The sequence below is a fragment of the Kribbella sp. NBC_01245 genome, assembly GCF_036226525.1.
Taxonomy (GTDB): domain Bacteria; phylum Actinomycetota; class Actinomycetes; order Propionibacteriales; family Kribbellaceae; genus Kribbella.
Genome location: NZ_CP108487.1, coordinates 3,720,774 through 3,741,569, shown reverse-complemented (window position 1 = coordinate 3,741,569; position 20,796 = coordinate 3,720,774). Strand labels below are relative to the sequence as shown.

The window sequence follows — 20,796 nt, the reverse complement described above, 5'->3', positions numbered from 1 at the left end:
GACCTCCTTCTGATTTCGCCCGACGCGTCGATGTTTACGTCAACATCACCCGGGGGACGGTAGCGTGTTTACGTCAACATGTCCACAGTCCGAAAGGAGCTCCGATGGCGGGGGACGAAACACCGAGCCCGGTACGGCGGCGCGGGCCGTCGATGGCCGATGTCGCCCGCCTGGCCGGGGTGTCCGGACAGACGGTGTCGCGGGTCGCGAACGATCGGTCGAACGTGGACGCGGCCACCCGGGACCGGGTGCTGGCGGCGATGCGGAAGGTCGGCTACCGGCCGAACAGTGCCGCGCGGGCGTTGCGCAGCGGCCAGTCCCGGAGCATCGGCGTGATCGTCTTCGAGCTCTCCAGTATCGGCACCACCCGCACGCTCGACGCCATCGCCGCGGCGGCCACGATCCGGGGTTATGCGGTCAACCTGCTGCCCGTGCTGGACGCCACCCAGGGCGCGGTCTCGAACGCGTTCACCCGGCTGGGGCAGCAGGCGGTGGATGGTGTGATCATCCTGATCGAGGCGTACAAACTCGACGAGGCCGAGGTGTTGCTGCCTGAGGGGTTGCCCGTTGTCGTGGTCGATTCGAGCGCGCTGTACGACTATCCCGTTGTCGACACCGACCAGGCGCAGGGCGCGCGTCTAGCCACGGAGCATCTGCTGGATCTCGGGCATACGACGGTGTGGCACCTCGGTGGGCCGCCGTACTCGTTTGCCGCGACCAGGCGGCGGCGGTCGTGGCAGCAGACGTTGACGGATCGCGGTTGCGTGGTGCCGACGGTGTTGGTCGGGGACTGGTCGGCGGGTTCCGGGTATGAGGCCGGGCGGAAGTTGGCGGCCGATGCGGACGTCACGGCCGTGTTCGCAGCCAATGACCAGATGGCGTTGGGGCTTTTGCGTGCTCTGCATGAGGCGGGGCGGGCGGTGCCGGGTGACGTCAGCGTGGTCGGTTTCGACGATGTCGAGGAGGCCGCGCACTTCTGGCCGCCGCTCACCACTATCCGGCAGCAGTTCGCCGAGGTTGGCCGGCTTAGCGTCGACTCGCTGATCGGCGAGATCCAGGCCGGCGAACACCACCACCAACCAGTCAGCGTCGGCACAGAACTAATCATCCGCACCAGCACCGCACCACCCCGCACCTAACCCGCGCCACCTTCTTTGCGACGACGCGGCCCCCTTCTTTGCGACGGCGCGCCACTTTCTTTGCGCCGGGTCGTCGCAAAGAAAGGGAGGGCTGGCCGGATTCGGTCACCTCTTGGCTACCCATTGCTATCGGGCTGGCGTGGTTGCAGGATCGCTGCGACTGGAAAAGGCTTTCCAAGGGGTGGCGAATGCGGATCAAGGCCCGACTCATTGCGCTGACGCTTGCGTTGCTTCTCGTATCGCCCGGGATGGCGACCGCCGATTCGAATGATGGCGCGAGCTATTACGTCGATGCCGTGCGTGGGTCCGATGCGGCGGCGGGGACGTCGCCGTTGCAGCCTTGGCGGACGTTGGCGAAGGTGAATGCGACGACGTTCGAGCCCGGCGATCGGATTCTGCTCCGGGCCGGTCAGAGTTGGACGGGACAGCTATGGCCCAAGGGCTCGGGATCAGCCGGCCTCCCGATCGTCGTTGATCGGTACGGTCCCGGCGCCAAACCGGCCGTGCACGGTGCCGGCGAGGTGGCTGAGACGGTTCGCCTGTTCAACCAGCAGCACTGGGAGATCCGGAACCTCGAGGTCACCAACACCCGCCCGCTCGCGGGTGAGCCGGGTACGAACCTTCGCGACCTGCGAGGAATCCAAGTCAGCGGTGATCAAGGCGGCCGGCTGGACCACTTCAGGATCGACGGCGTCTACGTCCACGACGTGACCGGCGAGGTGAACTGGATCGGCGGTGACCCGGCCGGTAACGCACCCGGCGTCACCTTCAAGACCGGCTGGGACCGCTCGAAGAACACCGGCGGGATCGTCTTCCGCGGCACCGTCGCCGACGAAACGGCCCCCGGCGCCGCGACCGTGCTGAACGACATCGTGATCGAGAACTCCACCATCAAACGAACCTCGTTCGCCGGCATCATCGTCAAGCAGCACACGGGTTCCACGCCGGGCGCCGTCCCCACCGGCTGGGGCGAGCGTGCCAACGCGGGCGACACCCGGTTCACCCCGCACACCAACGTGGTCATCCGGAACAACTTCGTCCAGCAGGACGGCAGCGACTACGCCTGCAACGGCATGTACCTCACCGACGTACGGGGTGCACTCATCGAGCGCAACGTCGTCTACCGGGCCGGGACGTCGGGGATCGAGGCGTACTACGCCGACGACGTCGTGATCCAGTACAACGAGGTCTACGAGACCCAGCAAAAGGCGGGCGGTGCCGACTCCAACGCGATCGACCCGGACAAGGCCACCACGCGGGTCGTCGTGCAGTACAACTTCGTCCACCACAACGGCGACGGCATCCTGATCTGCCAGTTCTCGTTCGGTGACGTAGTAGTGCGCTACAACGCCATTGCCGCCAATACGCGCTACCAGATCTACCTGCACTCCGACCGGGCGGCGAACGCGCAGATCTACAACAACACGATCTACAGCGACCGTAGCGATCACCTGGTCTACGGATACGGCAGTTCCCTGCTGGCGCGCTACGACCTTCGCAACAACGTCTTCTACTCCACGCGAGCAGGCGCGTCCCTGACGACGAGTCCGACCATCACCTATGGCAACAACTTGTACGCCGGGGCGCAGCTCGCCGTACCGGCGTCAGACACTCGTGCGCTCAGTGGCGATCCCTTGTTCGCAGGAGTCCTGGCTGGTCCGTACGGCACTGAGACCACCGGGCCGCAGCTACACCGCGCACTCGCGTTGCGATCGGGTTCGGGCTCACCGGCGGTCGGGACCGGTCTAGCGATCGCAGACAACGGTGGACGCGACTACGCGAGTACGACGCTCTACAACGGGTTGCCGGACGTAGGCGCCTTCGAGTACCGAACGCCAATTGGGCAGGTCTGGGAGTCGGTCAACGGCTTTGTGCGCAACCAGTTCGGCCATCCGGTCGAAGGCGCGAGTGTTGCCGTCACGACGCGCGGCCGAACTTACCGAGGCACTACGCAGGCCGACGGGTTCTACCGGATCGCGCAGGTGCCGTTCGGCGAAGCTGTCGTCACGGCGGTCAAGGACGGGTACGACGCGGCTAGGTCGACGGTCAGCGTTCGCCATGGCAACACCACCCGCAGCGACCTCACCGTCGTACTGCGGAACACGGACGGTTCAATCGGCGGCCGCGTACTAGACGAGCGGGCAGCGCCTCTAGCCGGAGCTGTCGTCTCCATCAGCCGTGACGGCCAGCAAGTCGCAACAGTCCAGTCCGGTGTGGACGGCGGCTTCGCGGTGCCCGCTATGCCGATGGGGCCGGGCTACTCCGTCGTGGCAAGCCTTGAAGGTCGGCAGACCGTCGAGCGGGCCGGCCTCACTGTGCCGCCAGCGGGTGTCGCGGACGCGGGCGCGTTCCTACTGCCGAAGCCGGTCGGCGAAGACGTACAGGTTCACGACTTCGACGACAGGCCTGCGGGCGCGTTGCCGGACGGGAGTGGCGGCTGGACGGTGAGCGCCACTGGCAACGCCGTTGACGTTGTGGAAGTCCCGTCGGCCGCTGACCACAGCGTCCGGCTCACCCGCTTGGCGAACACCGGAGGTACTGCGGGCACTGGTATCTCGCAGACGCTGGCCACTCCGCTGCGCGGCCTGGTGACGGTAGAGGCCCGCGTGATGCGCGACCAGCCGTACGTCTCCGGCAGCAACTGGTTCGGCCTGCCCTACCTCTACAACGAGAGCGGTGTCGCGGGGATCAGTCTCGCCTTCGACAAGGGAAACGTCATCGCCTCCGAGGGCGCCACCTCGCGCACGGTTGCGACGTACGAGCTCGACCGTTGGTACGACGTACGGCTGGTCGTCGACACCGTGAACCAGCGGTACGACCTGTACCTCGACGGCGCCCTGGTCAGTAACGACCAGCAGTTCCGCACTGCCATGCCGGCCATCGGCGGAATCGCGTTCTACGCCAACAGTTCCAACTACGGCAATGCGTACGTCGATTGTGTCCGCATCGCCCACGGCCTCTGAAAGGACCCCCCGATGCCACTTGCACACGACGGCCTGCCTTGTCTTTGCATTCATTCGTCGGAATCCGCCCTCTCAGCGCCGCGAAGCAGCACAGGTCAGCGGCGGGCAGAGGGCGGATTCCGACGAATGAATGCAAAGACAAAACGCCAATGGTTGCAGCTGATTGGGCTTCTTCTGTCGATGGTTCTCGTTGCGTCCGCATGTTCCGGCGGTTCGAGTGGCTCGACAGAGCTGTCTGACGAACCTGTGACCCTGCGGTTCACGTGGTGGGGGTCCGACGCCCGGCATCAGCGCACGCAGCAGGTGATGGACTTGTTCCATAGCAAGCACCCGAACATCACCATCAAGGGTGAGTTCAAGGACTGGAACGGCTATTGGGACAGCCTCGCGACGACAGTGGCGGCCAATGACGCACCCGACGTGATCCAGATGGACGAGTTGTACCTCTCGTCGTACGCCGATCGTGGTGCGCTACTCGACCTCAAGACGCAGGGAACGCATCTCGGCCTGGACGGCATCGACCAGTTGGCCTTGGCCACCGGTGCCGTCGACGGCAAGCAGTACGCCCTGCCGGTCGGGCTGGCGTCGTACTCGGTCGTCGTCAACACGGACCTGCTGAAGAAGTACGGCGTCCCCATGCCGGACGACAGCAAGTGGACCTGGGACGACTTGTGGGCCGTGGGCCAGCGGATCTCGAAGGCCAGCGGCGGCAAGGTCACCGGCGTGCAGTCGTGGGGGATGGACGTCGGCGGGCTGAACATCTGGGCCCGCCAGCAGGGAGGCTCGCTGTACGACGACGCGGGCAACGTCGTCGTCGAGCCGAAGGCCGTGGAGGACCTCTTCGCGAAGATGTCCCAGTTGTCCAAGGACGGCGTGACGCCCACTCCGGCGGTGACGGTCGAACGAGCTAGCGGATCGCTCGACCAGTCCGGTACGGCGACCAACACGTCGGCGTTCGGCTTCTGGTGGAACACCCAGCTCACCGCGTTGACGAAGGCGAGTGGCGACAACCTCGCGCTGTTGAAGCTGCCGGGGGAGTCGGCGGCCAAGTCGCCGGGCGCGTACTACAAGCCGTCGATGTTCTGGTCGATCTCGTCGCGGAGCAAATACCCGGCGGAGGCCGCGTTGTTCCTGGACTTCCTGGCGAACAGCGAGGAGGCGGGCGCGATCCTGCTGACCGATCGAGGTGTGCCCGCCAATCCGAAGGTGCGCAGCGCGATCACGCCGAAGCTGGACGCCACCGACAAGGCGGCCGCGGCGTACCTCGATGCCATCACCGTGGCCGATCCGCCGCGGGTGACGCCGAACGGTGCCAGCGGGGTCGAGGACCTTCTGCGGCGCCACGGCGAGGACGTGCTGTTCGGGCGGCAGACGCCGGCGCAGGCGGCGAAGGCCTTCGTCGATGACCTGCAGAAGGACATCGACTCGGCCGGCTGAGATCCGGTGGAGGACTCCGCTTCGGGCCGGATGTGACGCTCGTCACAACTGATGTTAACGCAAACATTGGCTGTAGACCGAGGCCGATGTTTACGCAAACATGAGCCGCTCAACCCGGATCAAGCGAGGCCTTCGGGCATCGCTCGAGAGGAGATCGCGTGAGACCCACTGTTCGGCGTATCGCTTGCGCAGCGCTCGCCCTGACGGCCGTGGTGGCTGCCATCACAGCGCCGGCCACGGCTTCACCCACCGCGTCAACGACGGAATCCACCGCATCCACGGAAGCCACCGAAGCCGATGCGGCAGCCGGCACCGGGCCCGCTGATACGAGCGCGTTCCGTGGCGTCAACTGGGCGGATCCGCGGGACAACTACGCGGCAGACGCGGTCGTGCCGTCCGGACTGAGCACCACCGACGACTACGCGACGACGTACCGCAAGTCCTCGGGCATCGTGCTGGAGTTCCGGCGCGAGCTGAAGGCCAACACGATCCGGCTGCCGATCAACCCGTCGAGCGTCGGGACCGACTGGTGGAAGTCGTACCAGGCCGCCATCGACGCCTCCACCCGCCACGGCTTCAAGGTGATCCTGAGCTACTGGGAGGCGAACAACGCGAAGGACGGCCGGGTCGACGACCCCGCGGCCTACGCCGCGATGTGGGACCGGGTGGTCAACCGGTATCGCGGCAATCCGCTGGTTTACTTCGAGCCGATGAACGAGCCGTTCGGCTACTCGCTCGACGAGTGGGTGACGCTCACGTCGTCCTGGCTGGCGCGGCACAAGAGCGTGCCCCGCGGGCGGGTCGTCATCTCGGGCACCGGGTACAACGACAACGTCACCGGTGTGGGCGCGGAGCCGGCCTTGAAGGGCACGCTGCTCTCGCTGCACTTCTACGGCTTCTGGGCCTCCCACACGACCGAGGCGGAGTGGCTGGCGAACCTGCGGCCGCGCATCGGCTCGTACGGCTGGCGCACGATCATCGACGAGGCCGGTTCGCCGATGACGGCCGGGCTGAACTACGGCAACCACGAGGGCAACGTCTACACGTCGTACATGGGCGCGCTCACCGAGACGGCGCGGGCGCAGCGGATGGGTATCGTCTACTGGCCGGGTCTGCGGAACGGCGACGCGTACTCGATGACGACGCTCGTCGGCGACGGCGATCTGGAGGTCAACAGCTCCAGTGGTCTGGCGCAGTTGCAGTGGGGCTGGGGCTTGCTCGCGGAGGAGCCGACGAACGACCTGCCGCCGACGCCGCCTGGTGAGGTGTTGCGAGGAGAGGGCAGTGGTCGCTGCGTCGACGTACCGGGCTTCTCGACGACGAATGGCACGGCGCTGGATCTGTGGGACTGCAACGGCGGCGGCAACCAGTCGTGGAACTGGACGGCTACCAAGCAGCTGACGGTGTACGGCGACAAGTGCCTCACGATCGGCGGCGACGGTGCCAGTGCGGGTAGCCCGGCCATCATCACGAGTTGCACGGGAGCGGCCAACCAGGGTTGGGAGCTCAACGCCGACCTGTCGATCACGAGCATCGCCTACCCGGGTCTTTGCCTGAGCGCGGCTGGTGCCGGGACCGGCAACGGTACGGCGATCGACGTCTGGCACTGCAACAACGAAAGCAACCAGCGCTGGACCCGTTCCTAGCCCATTGCGAGTGAGGACAATCCTATGAAATCGCCCAGCTCTAATCGATCGTCCGGCGTGGGCACCCCGTCCGTCATGGCGGGGAGGAAGCGCCGGTCTCTCCTTTTAGGGTTTTGTCGGGGGCGTCGGGTACGTTTTGCAGTGCTGGCCTGCGATAACCAAGCGGCCGGCACCTGCACCATCGTTAGACCTTGTGGTGACTGCGGCCGGGCGGGCCGTGGCAGCGCGGTGAGCCTTCTTGCGCAGTTGGGCACGGCTACGATCCGCGAACCGCAGCCTGCTACCTCCGGGTGGCGGGTTGGAATCCCTCGCCTTCAGGCGGGTGGAGGACGTCAAAACCTCAGAAAGCTCCTCGCCACAGGTGCCGTCACGCTCGCGGCTCTGACCTTGTCCGTGCTCGTCTCGGCGGGAGCGGGCCCGGCATCCGCCGAGTCCGCTTCCGCCGCGGCCTACGAGTCGTTCCGGCCGGGGGCGGAGTGGCGGGATACGAACGGGAAGGTGATCCAGGCTCACGGTGGCCAGGTCGTTCCCGCGACCGACGACTACGGCCGACGCATCTGGTACTGGTACGGCGAGGACCGCAGCAAGGGGTATTACGACAGCCCCGGCGTCCACGTATACGCGTCGTACGACCTCTACAACTGGAAGGACGAAGGGCTCGCACTGCGGGCTCTGAGTTCTCCCGACCAGTTCGAGACCGACAAGTATTTCGCCAAGCTCTACGGGCGATACACCGCAGCGCAGAAGGAGATCGTCTGGCGGGACCTGTCGACGAACAGCGTGCGCACGGACGGCTGGGCGAGGCCGTCGATCCTCGAGCGCCCGAAGGTCATCTACAACAAGTCGACCGGCAAGTGGGTCATGTGGGTGCACTCCGACGGGCCGTCATCACCGACCAGTACGTCGACGTACGCGCGCGCCGAGGCGGGTGTGGCGGTGTCCGATTCGCCGAAGGGGCCGTTCCGCTGGATCGACTCATACCGGCTGAACCGGGTGCCGAGTGACTCCGTGCCTTGGTGCGGTACGTCGTCGGCGTTCGACCCGGCCGGCGGCATGGCCCGGGACATGACGCTCTTCGTCGACGACGACGGCAGTGGGTACATCATCTACTCGTCCGAGGAGAACCGGACGATGTACATCTCCAAGCTCAGAGGGGATTACACGTACCTTTCCGCCAAGCCCGAGGACGCCGTACAGGGCAAGGACTTCGTTCGCACGCTGCCGTGTAACCAGCGTGAGGCGCCGGCGATGTTCAAGTCCGAGGGCACGTACTACCTGGTCACGTCCGGCGCGACCGGCTGGGATCCCAACCCGGCCAGGTATGCCACCGCGCAAAGCATCCTCGGCCAATGGACCGACCGCGGCAACCCGATCAGCGGGGACGGCGCGGCGAACACCTTCCGATCGCAGAGCACCAACGTGATTCCGTACGACCGCGCGGCCGGGAAGTACCTCTACATGGGCGACCGGTGGACCCCCAACGACCTCGCCAACGCGCCGTACGTCTGGATGCCGATGCGCTTCGGTGAGGGCGGCAGCCTGTCGATCGGCCCGGACCAGGAGTGGAAGCTCGGCGACCTCCAGCCCTATCAACGCTGGACCGTCAGCACGGTGCTACCGGACCACGTGTGGCTGGACGATACGAGCAATCTCCCGAACCAGGTCAGCGTCACGACCGCAAAGGGATCGACCCAGCTGTCGGTCACCTGGGACGCGTCAACGGTCGCAAAGCCAGGGCCGGCGAGTCTCCGCGGCACACTCTCGGACGGGCGCACGTTCACCCGGACGGTCGTGGTGGTCCCGCATGGCCTGCGGTACGCCGTCAACGCGGGCGGGGTGGCCACTCCGGACTGGAAACGTCTGACGGAGGTCGCTGCCGGCGAAGGCCCGCTGCTCAACTCCGGGCCTGAGCAAGCGCTGGGCGTGGATCCCGTCACCGGGACGACCTGGGGATACACGGGCTCGAGTGCTCCGGCGGGTAGTGGCGATCTGTACAGCACCCTGCGGTACGCCAAGAACCACGAGTCGCTCGTCTACACGTTCGAGGGCTTGGAGCCTGGGACGTACACCGTGCACGCGGGGTACTTCGATCCCTGGCCGTGGGCGAATCGCGCGGCTCAGGTGATGGTGAACGGAGCAGTCGTCGATCAGGAACGGCTCTTCACCGGCACCAACGCGGCAGCGGCGTACGGCGGCATCGTGGTTGGAGCGGACGGCAAGATCACCGTCACCGTTGCACCGACGCGCTCGCCGGACATCCAGATCAGCTGGCTAATGGTTGCCAAGGACAACTAACCGGTCTCCGGCGCCTCCGGCGGGATTCGGCCCGCCGGGGGCTCCGGCTTACGATTCGCGGACTACCAGATGACCCGGTACGACGTGAATGCCCGGTTGCGCGTGGCCGTTGATTGCTTCGAGCAAGAGTTCGGCGGAGCGGCGGCCGATTTCCTCCAGCCCGAGATCCACTGTCGTCAAGGGCGGCCGGGCCGCCTCGGCGACGAGCCCCCAGTTGTCGACGCCGACGACGCCGATCTGGCCTGGCAACGAGATGCCGGCCTCGCGCAATCCGTCGGTGACCCCGCGGGCCAGTACGTCGCTGCCGCAGAACACGCCGTCGACGTCTTCGTTCGCGCGCAGCAGTTGCACTGCCGCGAAGCGCCCCCAGGCCTCGGTCCAACTACCGAAGAACGGTTCGCCGACAGGCTCCAGACCGTGGGCGGCAAGCGCCTCGGTCAGTCCGGTGGCGCGCTCGCGGGCCGAGGCGTGTGATTGCGGGCCGGTGATGTGAGCGATGCGCCGGCGGCCGGTCTTGACCAAGTGCTCGACCGCGAGGTGGGCGGCGCCACGCTCGTCGCTGACGACGCTGCAATCGGCCGGGCTGCTGCTGGGCGCGAAGGCGTACACGACCGGAACGGGTAGGTCGTCGCCGATCGGCCGGCGTGGGTCGGTGCGGCGTCCGGCGACGATGATGCCGTCGACCCTGCGCTCGAGCAGTTTGCGCAGGTGGTGCTGCTCGCGGATCGGGTCGTCGCGGCCGTCGCACAGGAACGCGATCATCTCGCCGGCGGCCAGCGAGTCCTCGGCGCCGCGCATCACCGGGATACCGAAGCGGCCGTAGCTGTCCGTCGTGATGATGCCGACGGTGAAGGTGCGCCCGGTGAGCAGGCTTCGCGCGACGTTGCTCGGGGCGAAGCCCAGCTCGTCGGCGGCGGCTTGCACGCGGGCGCGGGTCTCGTCGCGGAGCCGGCCGCGGCCGTTAAGCGCCTTGGAGGCGGTGCCCAGGGAAACGCCGGCCTTGGCGGCCACATCGGCGATGCCGACGCGGCGGGCGGCGGCCCCGAGGGCTGGTTCGTCGGTCATCGGCGGTCCTGGTCTGTGCGGGAAACTTTGGGCTTCAAAGTGGGAAATACTTTCCTCAAAGACTACACGAGGTTGGAGTGAGGTCTTGACCGTTCCGGGGAGATTCCCTATGTTGACGGACGGGAAAACGTTTGTCCAAAGTTTCCCAAATCTCCCCGAGAGGTAGCAGGTGAATCTTCACATCGACGCGCTGACTCGCACCCTTGGACCGGCCGTGCCGCGACGACTCGCGCATCTCACGCCGTTGCCGCTGAGCGCCGTACAGCTGGATCCCGCATCGTTGCTCGGCGGCTGGCAGGAGCTCAACGCCGCGGCCACGATTCCGCATTGCGTGCAGAACGTGGAGCGCACGGGCGTCATCGCGAACTTCCGCCGCCTCGACGAGGCCGGCCAGGAAACACCAGAAGGCAAGTTCCGGGGGTTCTGGTTCGCGGACTCCGACCTCTACAAGACCCTCGAGGCGATCGGCTGGGAGATCGGGCGCACCGGCACCGACCAGTGGGCCGCGATGCTGACCGACGTGGCCGGCCTGCTCGAACGGGTGCAACTGCCGGACGGTTACCTCAACACGTATGTGCAGGGGACGCCGGGCGAGGTGCCGTTCGACCGCCCCGAGTTCACGCACGAGCTCTACTGCGCCGGACACCTCATGCAGGCCGCTGTCGCGCTTCATCGCGGCAGCGGCGACGAGCGCTTCCTGACGATCGCGCGGCGAATGGCGGACCTGGTGGTCCGCTCCTTCGGCGAAGACGGCCGGCCGATCATCGACGGGCATCCCGAAGTGGAGACCGCGCTGATCGAGCTCTACCGCGAGACAGGGGAGGAGGCCTACCTACGCGCCGCCGAGCTTCAGGTCGAACGGCGTGGGCATGGCTCCCTGGAAGCTGGGCGTTTCGGCCCGCAGTACCTCCAGGACCATCTCCCAGTGCGCGAGGCGACCGAGGCCATCGGGCACTCGGTTCGCCAGCTATATCTGGCCGCCGGCGTCACGGACTTGTACCTGGAGAACGGCGACCAGACGCTGCTCGACGCGATGGAGCAGCTGTGGGAAAGCGCCTTCGGCACCAAGATGTACATCACCGGCGGGCACGGCTCCCGGCACCGCGACGAGGCGTACGGCGATCCGTACGAGCTGCCGCCGGACCGCGCGTATGCCGAGACCTGCGCGTCGATCGCCGCCCTGCAGTGGTGCTGGCGCATGCTCCTGGCGACAGGGCGGGCCCGGTACGCCGAGGAGATGGAACGCGCGCTGCTCAACGCGATCGCGGCGTCGATGACCCACACCGGGACCGCCTTCTTCTATTCCAACCCGTTGCAGCTGCGCAATGGTCACGACGGTTCGAGCGAGGACGCGCCCAGCGAGCGCCTGCCCTGGTACGACTGCGCGTGCTGCCCGCCGAACCTCGCTCGCCTGTTCGCATCCCTGCACGGCTACGCGGCGACGTCGGACGCTTCCGGCGTACAGCTGCATCTCCTGACCCCGGGGACGTTCACCGCGGGGAGTATGAAGGTCGTCGTCGAGACTGGCTACCCGTGGGACGGCGACGTACTGGTGACCGTCAGCGGCCAGGGCGAACTCGCCGTACGTGTTCCGGCTTGGGCCGAAGGCGCCACCGTCGACGTTGCCGGTGCGCGTGTGTTGGCAGAACCGACGCCCGGCTCGTATCTGCGGGTGTCCTGCGAGGATGGCGCCACGGTGCGGCTCACGCTGCCGATGACGCCACGCCTTGTGCGCGCCGACGAGCGCGTCGACGCCGTACGCGGCTGTGTGGCGGTCGAACGCGGCCCACTCGTGTATTGCGTGGAGCAGGTCGACCTGCCCGACGGCGTCTTGGTCGAGCAGCTGCGCCTGGACCCGTCGGCGAGCATTACCGAGGAGCACGCGGCGGACGACATCACGCCCGTACGACTCCGGTTGTCCGCCGTGATCCGGCCACTCGGGTCCGCCTTGTACGAGCATTACGAGCCGGCATCAGCGACCGGCGCCCCCATCACCGTCACAGCCATCCCGTATCACGCCTGGGCCAACCGCGGCCCCGCCGCGATGCGCGTCTGGCTCCCCCTCGCTTAGCGGTCTCCCGCGAGTGGGCGCGTCTGACCCTCCCGCGAGTGGACGCGTCCGAACTTCCCGCGAGTGGACGCCTATGACCTCCCGTGAGCGGTCAGGTCATAACGCGACCACCCGCGAGAAATCTTTGGGCACGAGTGGTCGCGTAATAACGCGTCCACTCGCGGGAGGTTCAGACGCGTCCACTCGCGCACAAAGGAAGGGGGGACGAGGTTCCGGTGTATGCCTCGCCGACCCGGCAGCGCCTCGGCGCCATCCGGCCAGTGGACGCCGAGCGCCAACGCCTCGCGCCGGCCCGGACGCCGTACATGTTGCATCCCCATTCCCCAATCCTGCGGGCGGATTTGTGGATAACCCCTCCGCGAGGTGCCTGGCGCGCGAGGTAAGGAGGCACCTCGCGGGAGGGGTTTCCACAGATTGGGGTTGGGGTGTGCGGGGTGGCGGTTAGGTGTTGTTGGTGCGGCCTACGTAGATATTGCGGGCGCGGTAGTGGGTGTCGGTGGTGGGGCCGGAGCCGGAGGCACCTTCCATTTGCAGGTTGAGGATGATGTGCATGGGTTTGCCGACGAAGTTCGAGCCGCGGTGGCGGCCGACCCAGTTGCCGTCCAGGTAGTAGTGGATGTCGACGTCGGTCGCGCTCACCTTGGTGATCCACGCTCGGTACGTGTGCCAGGCGCCGGGGTTCGACACGGAGACGATGGTGTTCTCCCAGCCGCCGTCGTAGGTGTTGAACCAGTTCCGGGCGTCGCCCTTGTACTCGAGGATGTCGCTCTCGGGCGGCCAGCTGTTGGCGCCGGTCACCCAGAATGCGGGCCAGGTGCCGCGAGCGGAAGGCGCCTGGAAGTCGCCCTTGACCTCCCAGTCCGGGAACTGGTCGTTGACCGTGAGCCGAAGTTTCGAGTGGATCGCGCCGGAGTGGTACCGGATCGGCAGGTAGGGGTCCTTGCTGCTGTTGCCCTCGTTCCAGCTGATCCGCGACGCCTTGAGCACTAGGACGCCACCCGATTCGAGGTAGACGTGGTTGTGATCGGTCGGGCTCGCGTACATCCGGGCCGTGCCGTTGTGGTCGGAACCCCAGGGATATAAGTAGTTCCAGGTGGATTCCAGAGCCGAATAGCTGGCGAAGGTGTTCGTGCCGATCACCGTTTCCCAGGCTTGCGGACGGGCGTGCGCGGGGCTGGTTCCGACGACTCCGGCACCAGCGATCGCGGCGCCGGTGGCGAGCAGGAATCTCCGTCGATCGAACGTCATGGCATTCTCCAAGGGCGGGGGGCAACCGCTTTCCGTGCCGGCGAGTCTCGCCTTGGCCATTCGCTGAAGTCAACGGTGAGTAGCCACTTCGCTGCACTCTGTGTGGCCGATAGCGGACACCCGGGCCGCCAGGCGAGCGGAGTCAGTCGGTGCTGGTCGCGAGCGGCACCTCGCCGGCGGTCTTGCTGTAACCGAGGGCCTCGACGATCCGGCCGTCGCGGACCCGCATCAGGTTGACGCCGCTGACCCAGTCGTTGGGGCCTTCGCCGAAGCGGTAGTGCCAGCGGATGGTCGCCCGGTCGTCGGCGATCACGACTTCCTGCGGCTCGAACTGGCTGGTGGTGTCGTTGACGAGCACGCTCCACCAGGCCAGGCAGGCGTCGGCGCCTTCGACGCGCTCGCCGGTCGGGGCCGGCTGGACGGATTCCATCACGCAGTCCGCGCCGATCAGATCGGTGAGCAGGCTCGCGTCGCCCTCGACGAACGCGCGGTTGAAACGGTCGATGACCTCGGTGGTGCTGCGGTACGACATGTCCACTCCCAAAAGTAGAACGATTGGTCTACTCCTATGTATATAGACTGGTTGATCTACTTGTCAACCGATAGGAAGGCGGCACTCGTGAGCACTCGTACGAAGCCAGGGCCACGCGAGCGACTGCTGGACGCCGCCCAGCGCCTGACGTACACCCAGGGCACGGGCATCGGCATCGACGCACTGCTCAAAGAGGCGAACGTCGCCCGCCGATCGCTGTACGAGCACTTCGGTGGCAAGGACGGCCTGATCGCCGAAGTGCTGCGCCGAAGCACCGCCGAGGACCAGGCCGCCTACGAGCGGGTGATGGGGGCCGCGGGCAACGATCCTCGCGAGCGGCTGCTGGCCATCTTCGACTGGCTGGGCGAAGTCATCACCGAACCGGCCTTCCACGGTTGCCGCTACCTGGCCGCGGACCTCTCCCTGTCCGATCCGGACCACCCGGCGCACGAGATCACCCGCGAGTACCGCCGGCACTTGCACGGGCTACTCGAGCGGGAGCTCACCGAACTCGGCCACCCGCGCCCGGCGTACGCCGCAGACCAGTTCCTCCTGCTCATCGACGGCACGCTCGCGGTCGGCGCCACCCGGCCCGAAACCAACCCGGCAACGCCCGCCCGCGACCTCGCCGTACAAATCCTCGACGCTGTGGACGCCCAGGCCACTGCCTCGCCATCGAAGAAAGGTGCGCCATGAAGTTCGACGGCCCGGAGCGCAGCAGGTATCGAAGCCGGTGATCGGCTCGACGTCGAGATCGAGTTGGCGACAGCGCCCGCTCGAGTCGCGGTCCCCGAGGATCTACAAGCCGCGCTCGCCGCCGAACCGGACGCGCGCGCATTCTTCGAGGGACTGACTGCGAGCCAGAAACGCGGCTACACCGAATGGATCGAGCAGGCCAAGAAGCCGGAGACGCGCCAGCGCCGGCTGGAACAGACCTTGGACTCCCTGCGCGAACACCGCTCGCGTCGATAGCACGGCAGTCCGTCGCGGCGGAGGTTAGCCGTCGAGGGCGATCGTGATCGGTAATCGGCTATTTCGTGCAGATTCTTGCAGATTGACTCTTGCCTCTGCCGAGTAGGTCTCCTACATTCATCCCATCTGTCGAGGGTGAGGAGCTGGGGCATGAGGCATGGATTCCGCACGCTGCTGGTCGTAGGTGCACTGGTCATCGGATCTCTTAACCCTGTTCCGGCCGTCGGCGCCGATCCTGGTACGTCGGGCGGGATCGACGCCGTGGTGCCGCGTCCGACTTCGTGGCAGGCCGGTGAGGGGGCGGTCAGGCTTGGCGCGGGATCACGGCTGTTGGTCGATCCGTCATCGCGCGAGCTCAGCCTGCGGCCGCGTGGTGTGGCGGAATTTCCGGGCCCGGTCAAGCAGATCACCCAGGACTTCGCCACCGAGCTCCGCGCCGAACTGGCTGCCGTGACCGGGCTGCAGCTCGGGATCTCCAGTGACGTGCAGCAGGCGAGGGCCGGTGACGTCGTACTGCGGCTGGTCGATGATGCCGCGCTGGGGGCCGAGGGCTACCGCTGGAACAGCGACGGGCCGATCGTCATCGAGGCGGCCACTACCAACGGATTGTTCTACGGCTCGCGAACACTGGTGCAACTGCTCGGCGCCGATCCCCAACACCGCTCGGTTCCGCGGGCGTCTGCCACCGACGTACCGACGCAGGCAGTCCGCATGGTCCAGTTGGACGCCGGACGGAAGTACTGGTCGATGGACTACCTGAAGAACCTGATCCGGCGAATGGGGCAGGTGCGGCTGAACACGCTTTTCCTGCACCTGTCGGAGTCGGAGGGTTTCCGGCTCGACAGCAAGAAGTTCCCCGGGCTTGCCGATCCGGAAAACTCCTATAGCCGTGCGGATATCGAAGAACTGAAGGCATTGGCAGCGAAGCAACACGTCCAGCTGATGGGCGGTGTCGACGTTCCGGGCCACGCCACCCGGATCAGTAAGACCTTCGGCATCGGCCTGGGATCGGGAACCAACCCCTGCGGCGCTGCCCACACGCACTCGCACCTGACCGCGGACTGGATCATCGACATGACCAGCCAGGCGGCCGTCGCGAAGACCGCCGAGCTCGTCTCCGAGTTCTCCGCCTGGTTCGACGCGCCCTTGTTCTCGATCGGCGCGGACGAGTTGCCGGGCCAACTCGCGAACTGCCCCAAGGTTCAAAAGGCCATTGCCGACGATCCGGACCTGGACACGCTAGGCGACCTGCTGACCCGCTACATCAACACCATCGACGAAGCGGTGACGGCGAACGGCGGGCGCACGGCCATTTTCAACGGTGTCGAGCACATGAGCTCGCCCAAGCAGGACCTGAACCGGTCGGTGGTCCACCTCACCTGGGAGGGCACCGGCAGCGAGCCGGCGATCCCGAACCATGACGAGATCGCGATCGGGCCGTTCTACCTGACCCCGAACAACTACCACAACACGTACCCGGATCCCCGCTGGATCTACGACACCTGGACGGTCAGCACGGCGCCGGACATGCTCGGTTCGGGAATGCCGAGCTGGGCGGACTACAACTTCTGGGCCGATGACCAGTACTTCGAGGAGCAGCTCGCCCTGAGTCGGGCGGTGCTGGCGGACCGGACCTGGAACGGCGGCGATACGCCGGACACGATCACCGACTTCACCCGGCGATTCGAGGCGCTGGGCGACCCTGTCGGCGTACGCGCCCAGGCTGTCCCGCCTCGTGTGAATGATGAAAAGCCCAGCCACCGTTGGACGTTCGACGCCGCGGAGTACCCGTCGGGCTGGACCTGGGCAGGGAGTCCGGGCAATACGATCATGGCCGATGACCAGGCCGGCGACCTTCCCGGCACCAGCTACATCATCAACAACCCGACGGTCGTCGACGGCGGCGTGAAGGGACAGGCATTCCGTTTCGACCACAACCGGGACGGCGTCGGCTTCGGCGGGGTTGATGTCGCCGAGCCCTGGACCGTATCGACCTGGGTGAACCTGTCCCAGACCACCGGCGAGCAGGTGCTGCTCAGCTCGAAGGACGGCGCACTCAAACTCCGGCAGAGCGGCACCGGCAAGGTCGGCTTCACCCGGTACGGCGTCGCCGACCACTCGTTCGACTTCACCTTGCCCGCGGGCCGGTGGGTGCAGCTCACCTGGGTCGCGGTACCGGGGGAGACGACTCTGTACGCCGATGGGCGGCGCGTCGGCCGGGTCGCCGCGTCGATCCCGCTCCCGCTGCGCTCCATCGGCACCCCGTCGGTATCGCTGCGCGGCGACCTGGACGAACTCGTGACCTGGGACGAGCCGCTCAGCGCAGCGGCCGTCACGCGACACTTCGACACCTACGATCGGCCGGCCTGGGACTACCTCCCGACCGTCGCGTCGTTGAACAGCCACCCGACGCCCGAGTGGTTCAACAATGACAAGTTCGGCATCTTCATCCATTGGGGCGCTTACTCCCAGCCCGCTTGGGGACCGCGAGGTTCTTACGCCGAGTGGTACTGGAACTACCTCAACAATCCTGGCAGTCCGACGAACGTCCACCACCGCAACACGTACGGAACCGAATTCCCGTACGACCGGTTCATCGACCAATGGCAGGCGGACAAGTTCGACCCGGACCAGTGGGTGGACCTCTTCCAGGAGGCGGGCGCGAAGTACTTCGTACTGACGAGCAAACACCACGAGGGCGTGGCGTTGTACGACTCGAAGGTCAGCGGTCGCGACACCGTCGACCTCGGTCCGAAGAAGGACCTGGCCCGGCAGTTGTTCGACTCCGCTCGCGAACGCACGGACTTAAAGGCCGGGTTCTACTACTCGCTCTACGAGTGGTCCAACCCGTCGTACACCGGTCGGCCGGTCACGAATCCTTACACCGGCGCCACCGTTCCGTACACGGGTGCGCCCGTTGTCTCCGACTACGTCGGGCAGTACATGCTGCCGCAGATGCAGGAGCTGATCGACCAGTACGACCCGGACATCTTGTGGTGTGACGGTCAGTGGGAGAAGTCCGCGTCGTACTGGCGTACAGCGGGTGTTCTCGCCGACTACTACAACAAGGCCAAGAACCGTCCGAACCCGAAGGAGGTCGCGGTCGCGAACCGCTGCAAGATCGAGTCGGGCAATCTCGATTCGACCGAGCTGGACTTCCAGACGCCGGAGTACACCGTCAAGCCGGACATCGATGCCGACAAGTGGGAGTCGAGCCGGGGTATCGCCCACTCGTACGGGTTCAACCAGAACGAGCCGATCGAGGACTATCTCACCTCGGACCAACTGGTGGAGTCGCTGGTCGACATCGTGTCGAAGAACGGCAACCTGCTGCTGAACATCGGTCCCAAGGGCGACGGCACCATCCCCGAACTGCAGGCCCAACGGCTGCGCGACATCGGTGCCTGGCTGAAGATCAACGGCGAGGCGATCTACGGGACGACGTACTTCAACCGGGCCGAGGAGCCGGGCTCAGCGGTACCGATCCGGTACACCGCCAAGGATGGCGCGCTGTACGCCACGGCAATGAGTTGGCCGGGAGAGTCGCTGTCGCTGGGAGCGGATCTGCCTTTCGGATCGGGGACGAAGGTCACGCTGCTCGGATCCGACGGGAAGCCGCTGCCCTGGAGCCGCGCCACGGACGGCCGGGTCCGGATCGAGCTGCCGGCTGCCGGGGAGGGATCCACTATCAGCAAGCACGCCTTCGTCTTCAAGATCGAGACACCGAATGCTGGGCCACTGCTGCGGACGAAACTCACCGTACCGTCGGAGGTGTCGGCGGGGGCGACGGTGGCCGGGGACGTCACCATTACCAATCCGGCCGGCAAGGCGTCGGCGGCCGGTACGGTCACGATCGCCGGGCCGAACGGCTGGTCTGTGCAGCCGGGCGCCAAGGCGGTCCCGGCACTGGCGCCGGGAGAGTCGTACACGGTTCCCGTGACGGTAGGTGTTCCGCCTGAGGTCCAAGCTGCGACGTACGAGCTGTCCGCCACCACAACCGTCGGCGGTATCTCGACCACGGTGCGGACGCCGGTAAGCATCAAGCTGCCGAACCTTGCCTTGGGCAAGCAAGTCGGCCAGTCCTCGACGGCCTGGGGTGGAGCGGCCGAGCGGGCGGTTGACGGCAACCGCAACGGGAACTTCGGCGCGAACTCCGTGACCCACACGGCAGAGCCGTCGAACCAAGCATGGTGGCAGGTGGACCTGGGCACAGCGGCCGCTGTGGATCGTGCGGAGATCTACAACCGGACGGACTGCTGTGCCAGCCGGTTGAGCAACTACTGGGTCATGTTGTCCGAGCAACCGTTCACCACCGACTCGCTGGAAGAGGCGCGATCGACGCCCGGCGTCACGGCTGTCCGAGTCGCCGCGACGGCCGCAACGCCATCCCAGATCGATCTACCGGACGGCGCCCAGGGCCGCTACCTCCGAGTGCAACTCGAGTCGACCACCGACCCCCTCTCCCTGGCCGAAGTCGAGGTGAGAGGCAAACCCATCGGCTGAGCCCGTAAACCTGGATGCGGTGGTCTGGCCGCATCCTTAGGGTGGCCCGATGCGCGTACTGAACATCGAGGTCGAGCCAGCCCACCTGCTGGAATGGGCGGGTTGGCTCGCGCCGGACCGGCAACCGTTCTTCCTTACCGACGATGAGGTACGGCGCTGGCGTTTGTCCGGCGCGGCACGTGATGACGTCACTGACCGGCAGCTCCGCGATACGTACCTCGTGTACAACGTCGATAAGGCATTGCGGCCGGTCTGGCTGAGCGAAACCGAATTCCACGCGCTGCCGCGGCAGACTCGGGCCGGATTGGTGCGCGCCCAGGCGCGGCACGAGCGCGGCGCCGTACCGACGGTCGCGCGGTGGGGAAGCCTGCTCGGCAAGGCTGTTCGCGACCAGGCCGATGGGCGTCGTTTCGTCTGGTGGCCCTCGCTGCTGGCGGAGCACAACGCGACGATCATCCCGGCCGTCATCACCGAAGACCTCGAGCCGAGTTGCCATTCCGAGCTCACGAACTGGCCGGTCTCCGTGTTGCCGAGAGCGCAGGAATTGGCCGGGACCTGGCCGGGCGGCAGCGGTCCGAACTGCTTCGGCACGGTGATGGCAGCAGCCGGCGTGCGGGGCGCCGAGCTGGAGTGGATGCAGCGCGCGCCATTCGAAGACTGGCTGGCCACGTCAACCCGACGAGTCGGCACCTCTCGGCACGATGTACCGGGTGTTGTGCACGTCTGGCGCTCGACCGTGGACAACGCCGTACAGCACGCGGCCGTTTCCCTGGGCGATGGCTGGATGCTGCACAAGCCCTCCCAGTCCTGGATGACCCCGCGCAAGGTGCGCCCCACCGCCGACGCCATCCGCGCCACCCGAACCCCAGGCTGGAGACTCACCCGCCACCAGCTCAAGTGAGACGGCAAGCCTCACCTATTGCGC

General features: G+C 66.6%; 13 protein-coding genes. 10 read left to right on the top strand and 3 right to left on the bottom strand.

From position 1 onward, the window contains the following. The first annotated feature begins 104 nt into the window (after positions 1–104). The 5 genes from OG394_RS16390 to OG394_RS16370 all read left to right on the top strand — a co-directional run bounded on the left by OG394_RS16390 (position 105) and on the right by OG394_RS16370 (position 9,480). Positions 105–1,139 carry a LacI family DNA-binding transcriptional regulator gene (locus tag OG394_RS16390; RefSeq protein ID WP_328996227.1) on the top strand — a complete coding sequence of 345 codons (1,035 nt, stop codon included), beginning with the start codon at positions 105–107 and terminating at the stop codon, positions 1,137–1,139. A gap of 188 nt (positions 1,140–1,327) precedes the next feature. Then, positions 1,328–4,102: a carboxypeptidase regulatory-like domain-containing protein gene (locus OG394_RS16385; protein WP_328996226.1), complete on the top strand. Its 2,775-nt coding sequence runs from the start codon at positions 1,328–1,330 to the stop codon at positions 4,100–4,102. Between the two features lie 246 nt (positions 4,103–4,348). Next, the gene (locus OG394_RS16380; protein WP_328996225.1) at positions 4,349–5,539 is read left to right on the top strand and encodes an ABC transporter substrate-binding protein; all 1,191 of its coding nucleotides are present in this window, start codon (positions 4,349–4,351) and stop codon (positions 5,537–5,539) included. Between the two features lie 158 nt (positions 5,540–5,697). After that, a complete protein-coding gene (locus tag OG394_RS16375) occupies positions 5,698–7,185 on the top strand; it encodes a ricin-type beta-trefoil lectin domain protein (RefSeq protein ID WP_328996224.1) in 1,488 nt (495 codons plus the stop codon). Between the two features lie 393 nt (positions 7,186–7,578). Continuing rightward, positions 7,579–9,480 (top strand): glycoside hydrolase family 43 protein, encoded by a 1,902-nt coding sequence (locus OG394_RS16370; RefSeq protein ID WP_328996839.1) that lies wholly within the window; start codon positions 7,579–7,581, stop codon positions 9,478–9,480. Between the two features lie 48 nt (positions 9,481–9,528). On the opposite strand, the gene OG394_RS16365 is transcribed toward OG394_RS16370, so the two are convergent. Beyond that, entirely contained in the window at positions 9,529–10,545 is a 1,017-nt protein-coding gene (locus OG394_RS16365; protein WP_328996223.1) for a LacI family DNA-binding transcriptional regulator, read from the bottom strand. A gap of 169 nt (positions 10,546–10,714) precedes the next feature. Here OG394_RS16365 and OG394_RS16360 point away from each other — a divergent pair, with 169 nt between their 5' ends. Continuing rightward, positions 10,715–12,616: a glycoside hydrolase family 127 protein gene (locus OG394_RS16360; RefSeq protein WP_328996222.1), complete on the top strand. Its 1,902-nt coding sequence runs from the start codon at positions 10,715–10,717 to the stop codon at positions 12,614–12,616. A 441-nt stretch (positions 12,617–13,057) separates the two neighbouring features. Here the strand turns inward: OG394_RS16360 and OG394_RS16355 are convergent, their stop codons facing one another. Then, positions 13,058–13,864, bottom strand: coding sequence for a hypothetical protein (locus OG394_RS16355; protein WP_328996221.1), 807 nt, complete (start codon positions 13,862–13,864; stop codon positions 13,058–13,060). 142 nt (positions 13,865–14,006) lie between these two features. Continuing rightward, complete coding sequence (locus tag OG394_RS16350) at positions 14,007–14,396, bottom strand: nuclear transport factor 2 family protein (protein WP_328996220.1); 390 nt, start codon at positions 14,394–14,396, stop codon at positions 14,007–14,009. Positions 14,397–14,483: 87 nt separating this feature from the next. On the opposite strand from OG394_RS16350, the gene OG394_RS16345 reads away from it, so the two are divergent. From OG394_RS16345 to OG394_RS16330, 4 genes are all read left to right on the top strand, one after another. Further along, positions 14,484–15,092 (top strand): TetR/AcrR family transcriptional regulator, encoded by a 609-nt coding sequence (locus OG394_RS16345; RefSeq protein WP_328996219.1) that lies wholly within the window; start codon positions 14,484–14,486, stop codon positions 15,090–15,092. A 63-nt stretch (positions 15,093–15,155) separates the two neighbouring features. Continuing rightward, positions 15,156–15,368: a YdeI/OmpD-associated family protein gene (locus OG394_RS16340; RefSeq protein WP_328996218.1), complete on the top strand. Its 213-nt coding sequence runs from the start codon at positions 15,156–15,158 to the stop codon at positions 15,366–15,368. A 150-nt stretch (positions 15,369–15,518) separates the two neighbouring features. Next, positions 15,519–19,871 carry an alpha-L-fucosidase gene (locus OG394_RS16335; RefSeq protein WP_328996217.1) on the top strand — a complete coding sequence of 1,451 codons (4,353 nt, stop codon included), beginning with the start codon at positions 15,519–15,521 and terminating at the stop codon, positions 19,869–19,871. Positions 19,872–19,920: 49 nt separating this feature from the next. Next, complete coding sequence (locus OG394_RS16330; RefSeq protein WP_328996216.1) at positions 19,921–20,772, top strand: hypothetical protein; 852 nt, start codon at positions 19,921–19,923, stop codon at positions 20,770–20,772. Positions 20,773–20,796 lie beyond the last annotated feature (24 nt).

Excerpts from the sequence above, each read along its gene's own strand:
- OG394_RS16390 (WP_328996227.1), top strand. The coding sequence starts at position 105 with ATGGCGGGGGACGAAACACCGAGCCCGGTACGGCGGCGCGGGCCGTCG.
- OG394_RS16385 (WP_328996226.1), top strand. The coding sequence starts at position 1,328 with ATGCGGATCAAGGCCCGACTCATTGCGCTGACGCTTGCGTTGCTTCTC.
- OG394_RS16365 (WP_328996223.1), bottom strand. The coding sequence starts at position 10,545 with ATGACCGACGAACCAGCCCTCGGGGCCGCCGCCCGCCGCGTCGGCATC.
- OG394_RS16355 (WP_328996221.1), bottom strand. The coding sequence starts at position 13,864 with ATGACGTTCGATCGACGGAGATTCCTGCTCGCCACCGGCGCCGCGATC.
- OG394_RS16350 (WP_328996220.1), bottom strand. The coding sequence starts at position 14,396 with ATGTCGTACCGCAGCACCACCGAGGTCATCGACCGTTTCAACCGCGCG.
- OG394_RS16335 (WP_328996217.1), top strand. The coding sequence starts at position 15,519 with ATGAGGCATGGATTCCGCACGCTGCTGGTCGTAGGTGCACTGGTCATC.
- OG394_RS16330 (WP_328996216.1), top strand. The coding sequence starts at position 19,921 with ATGCGCGTACTGAACATCGAGGTCGAGCCAGCCCACCTGCTGGAATGG.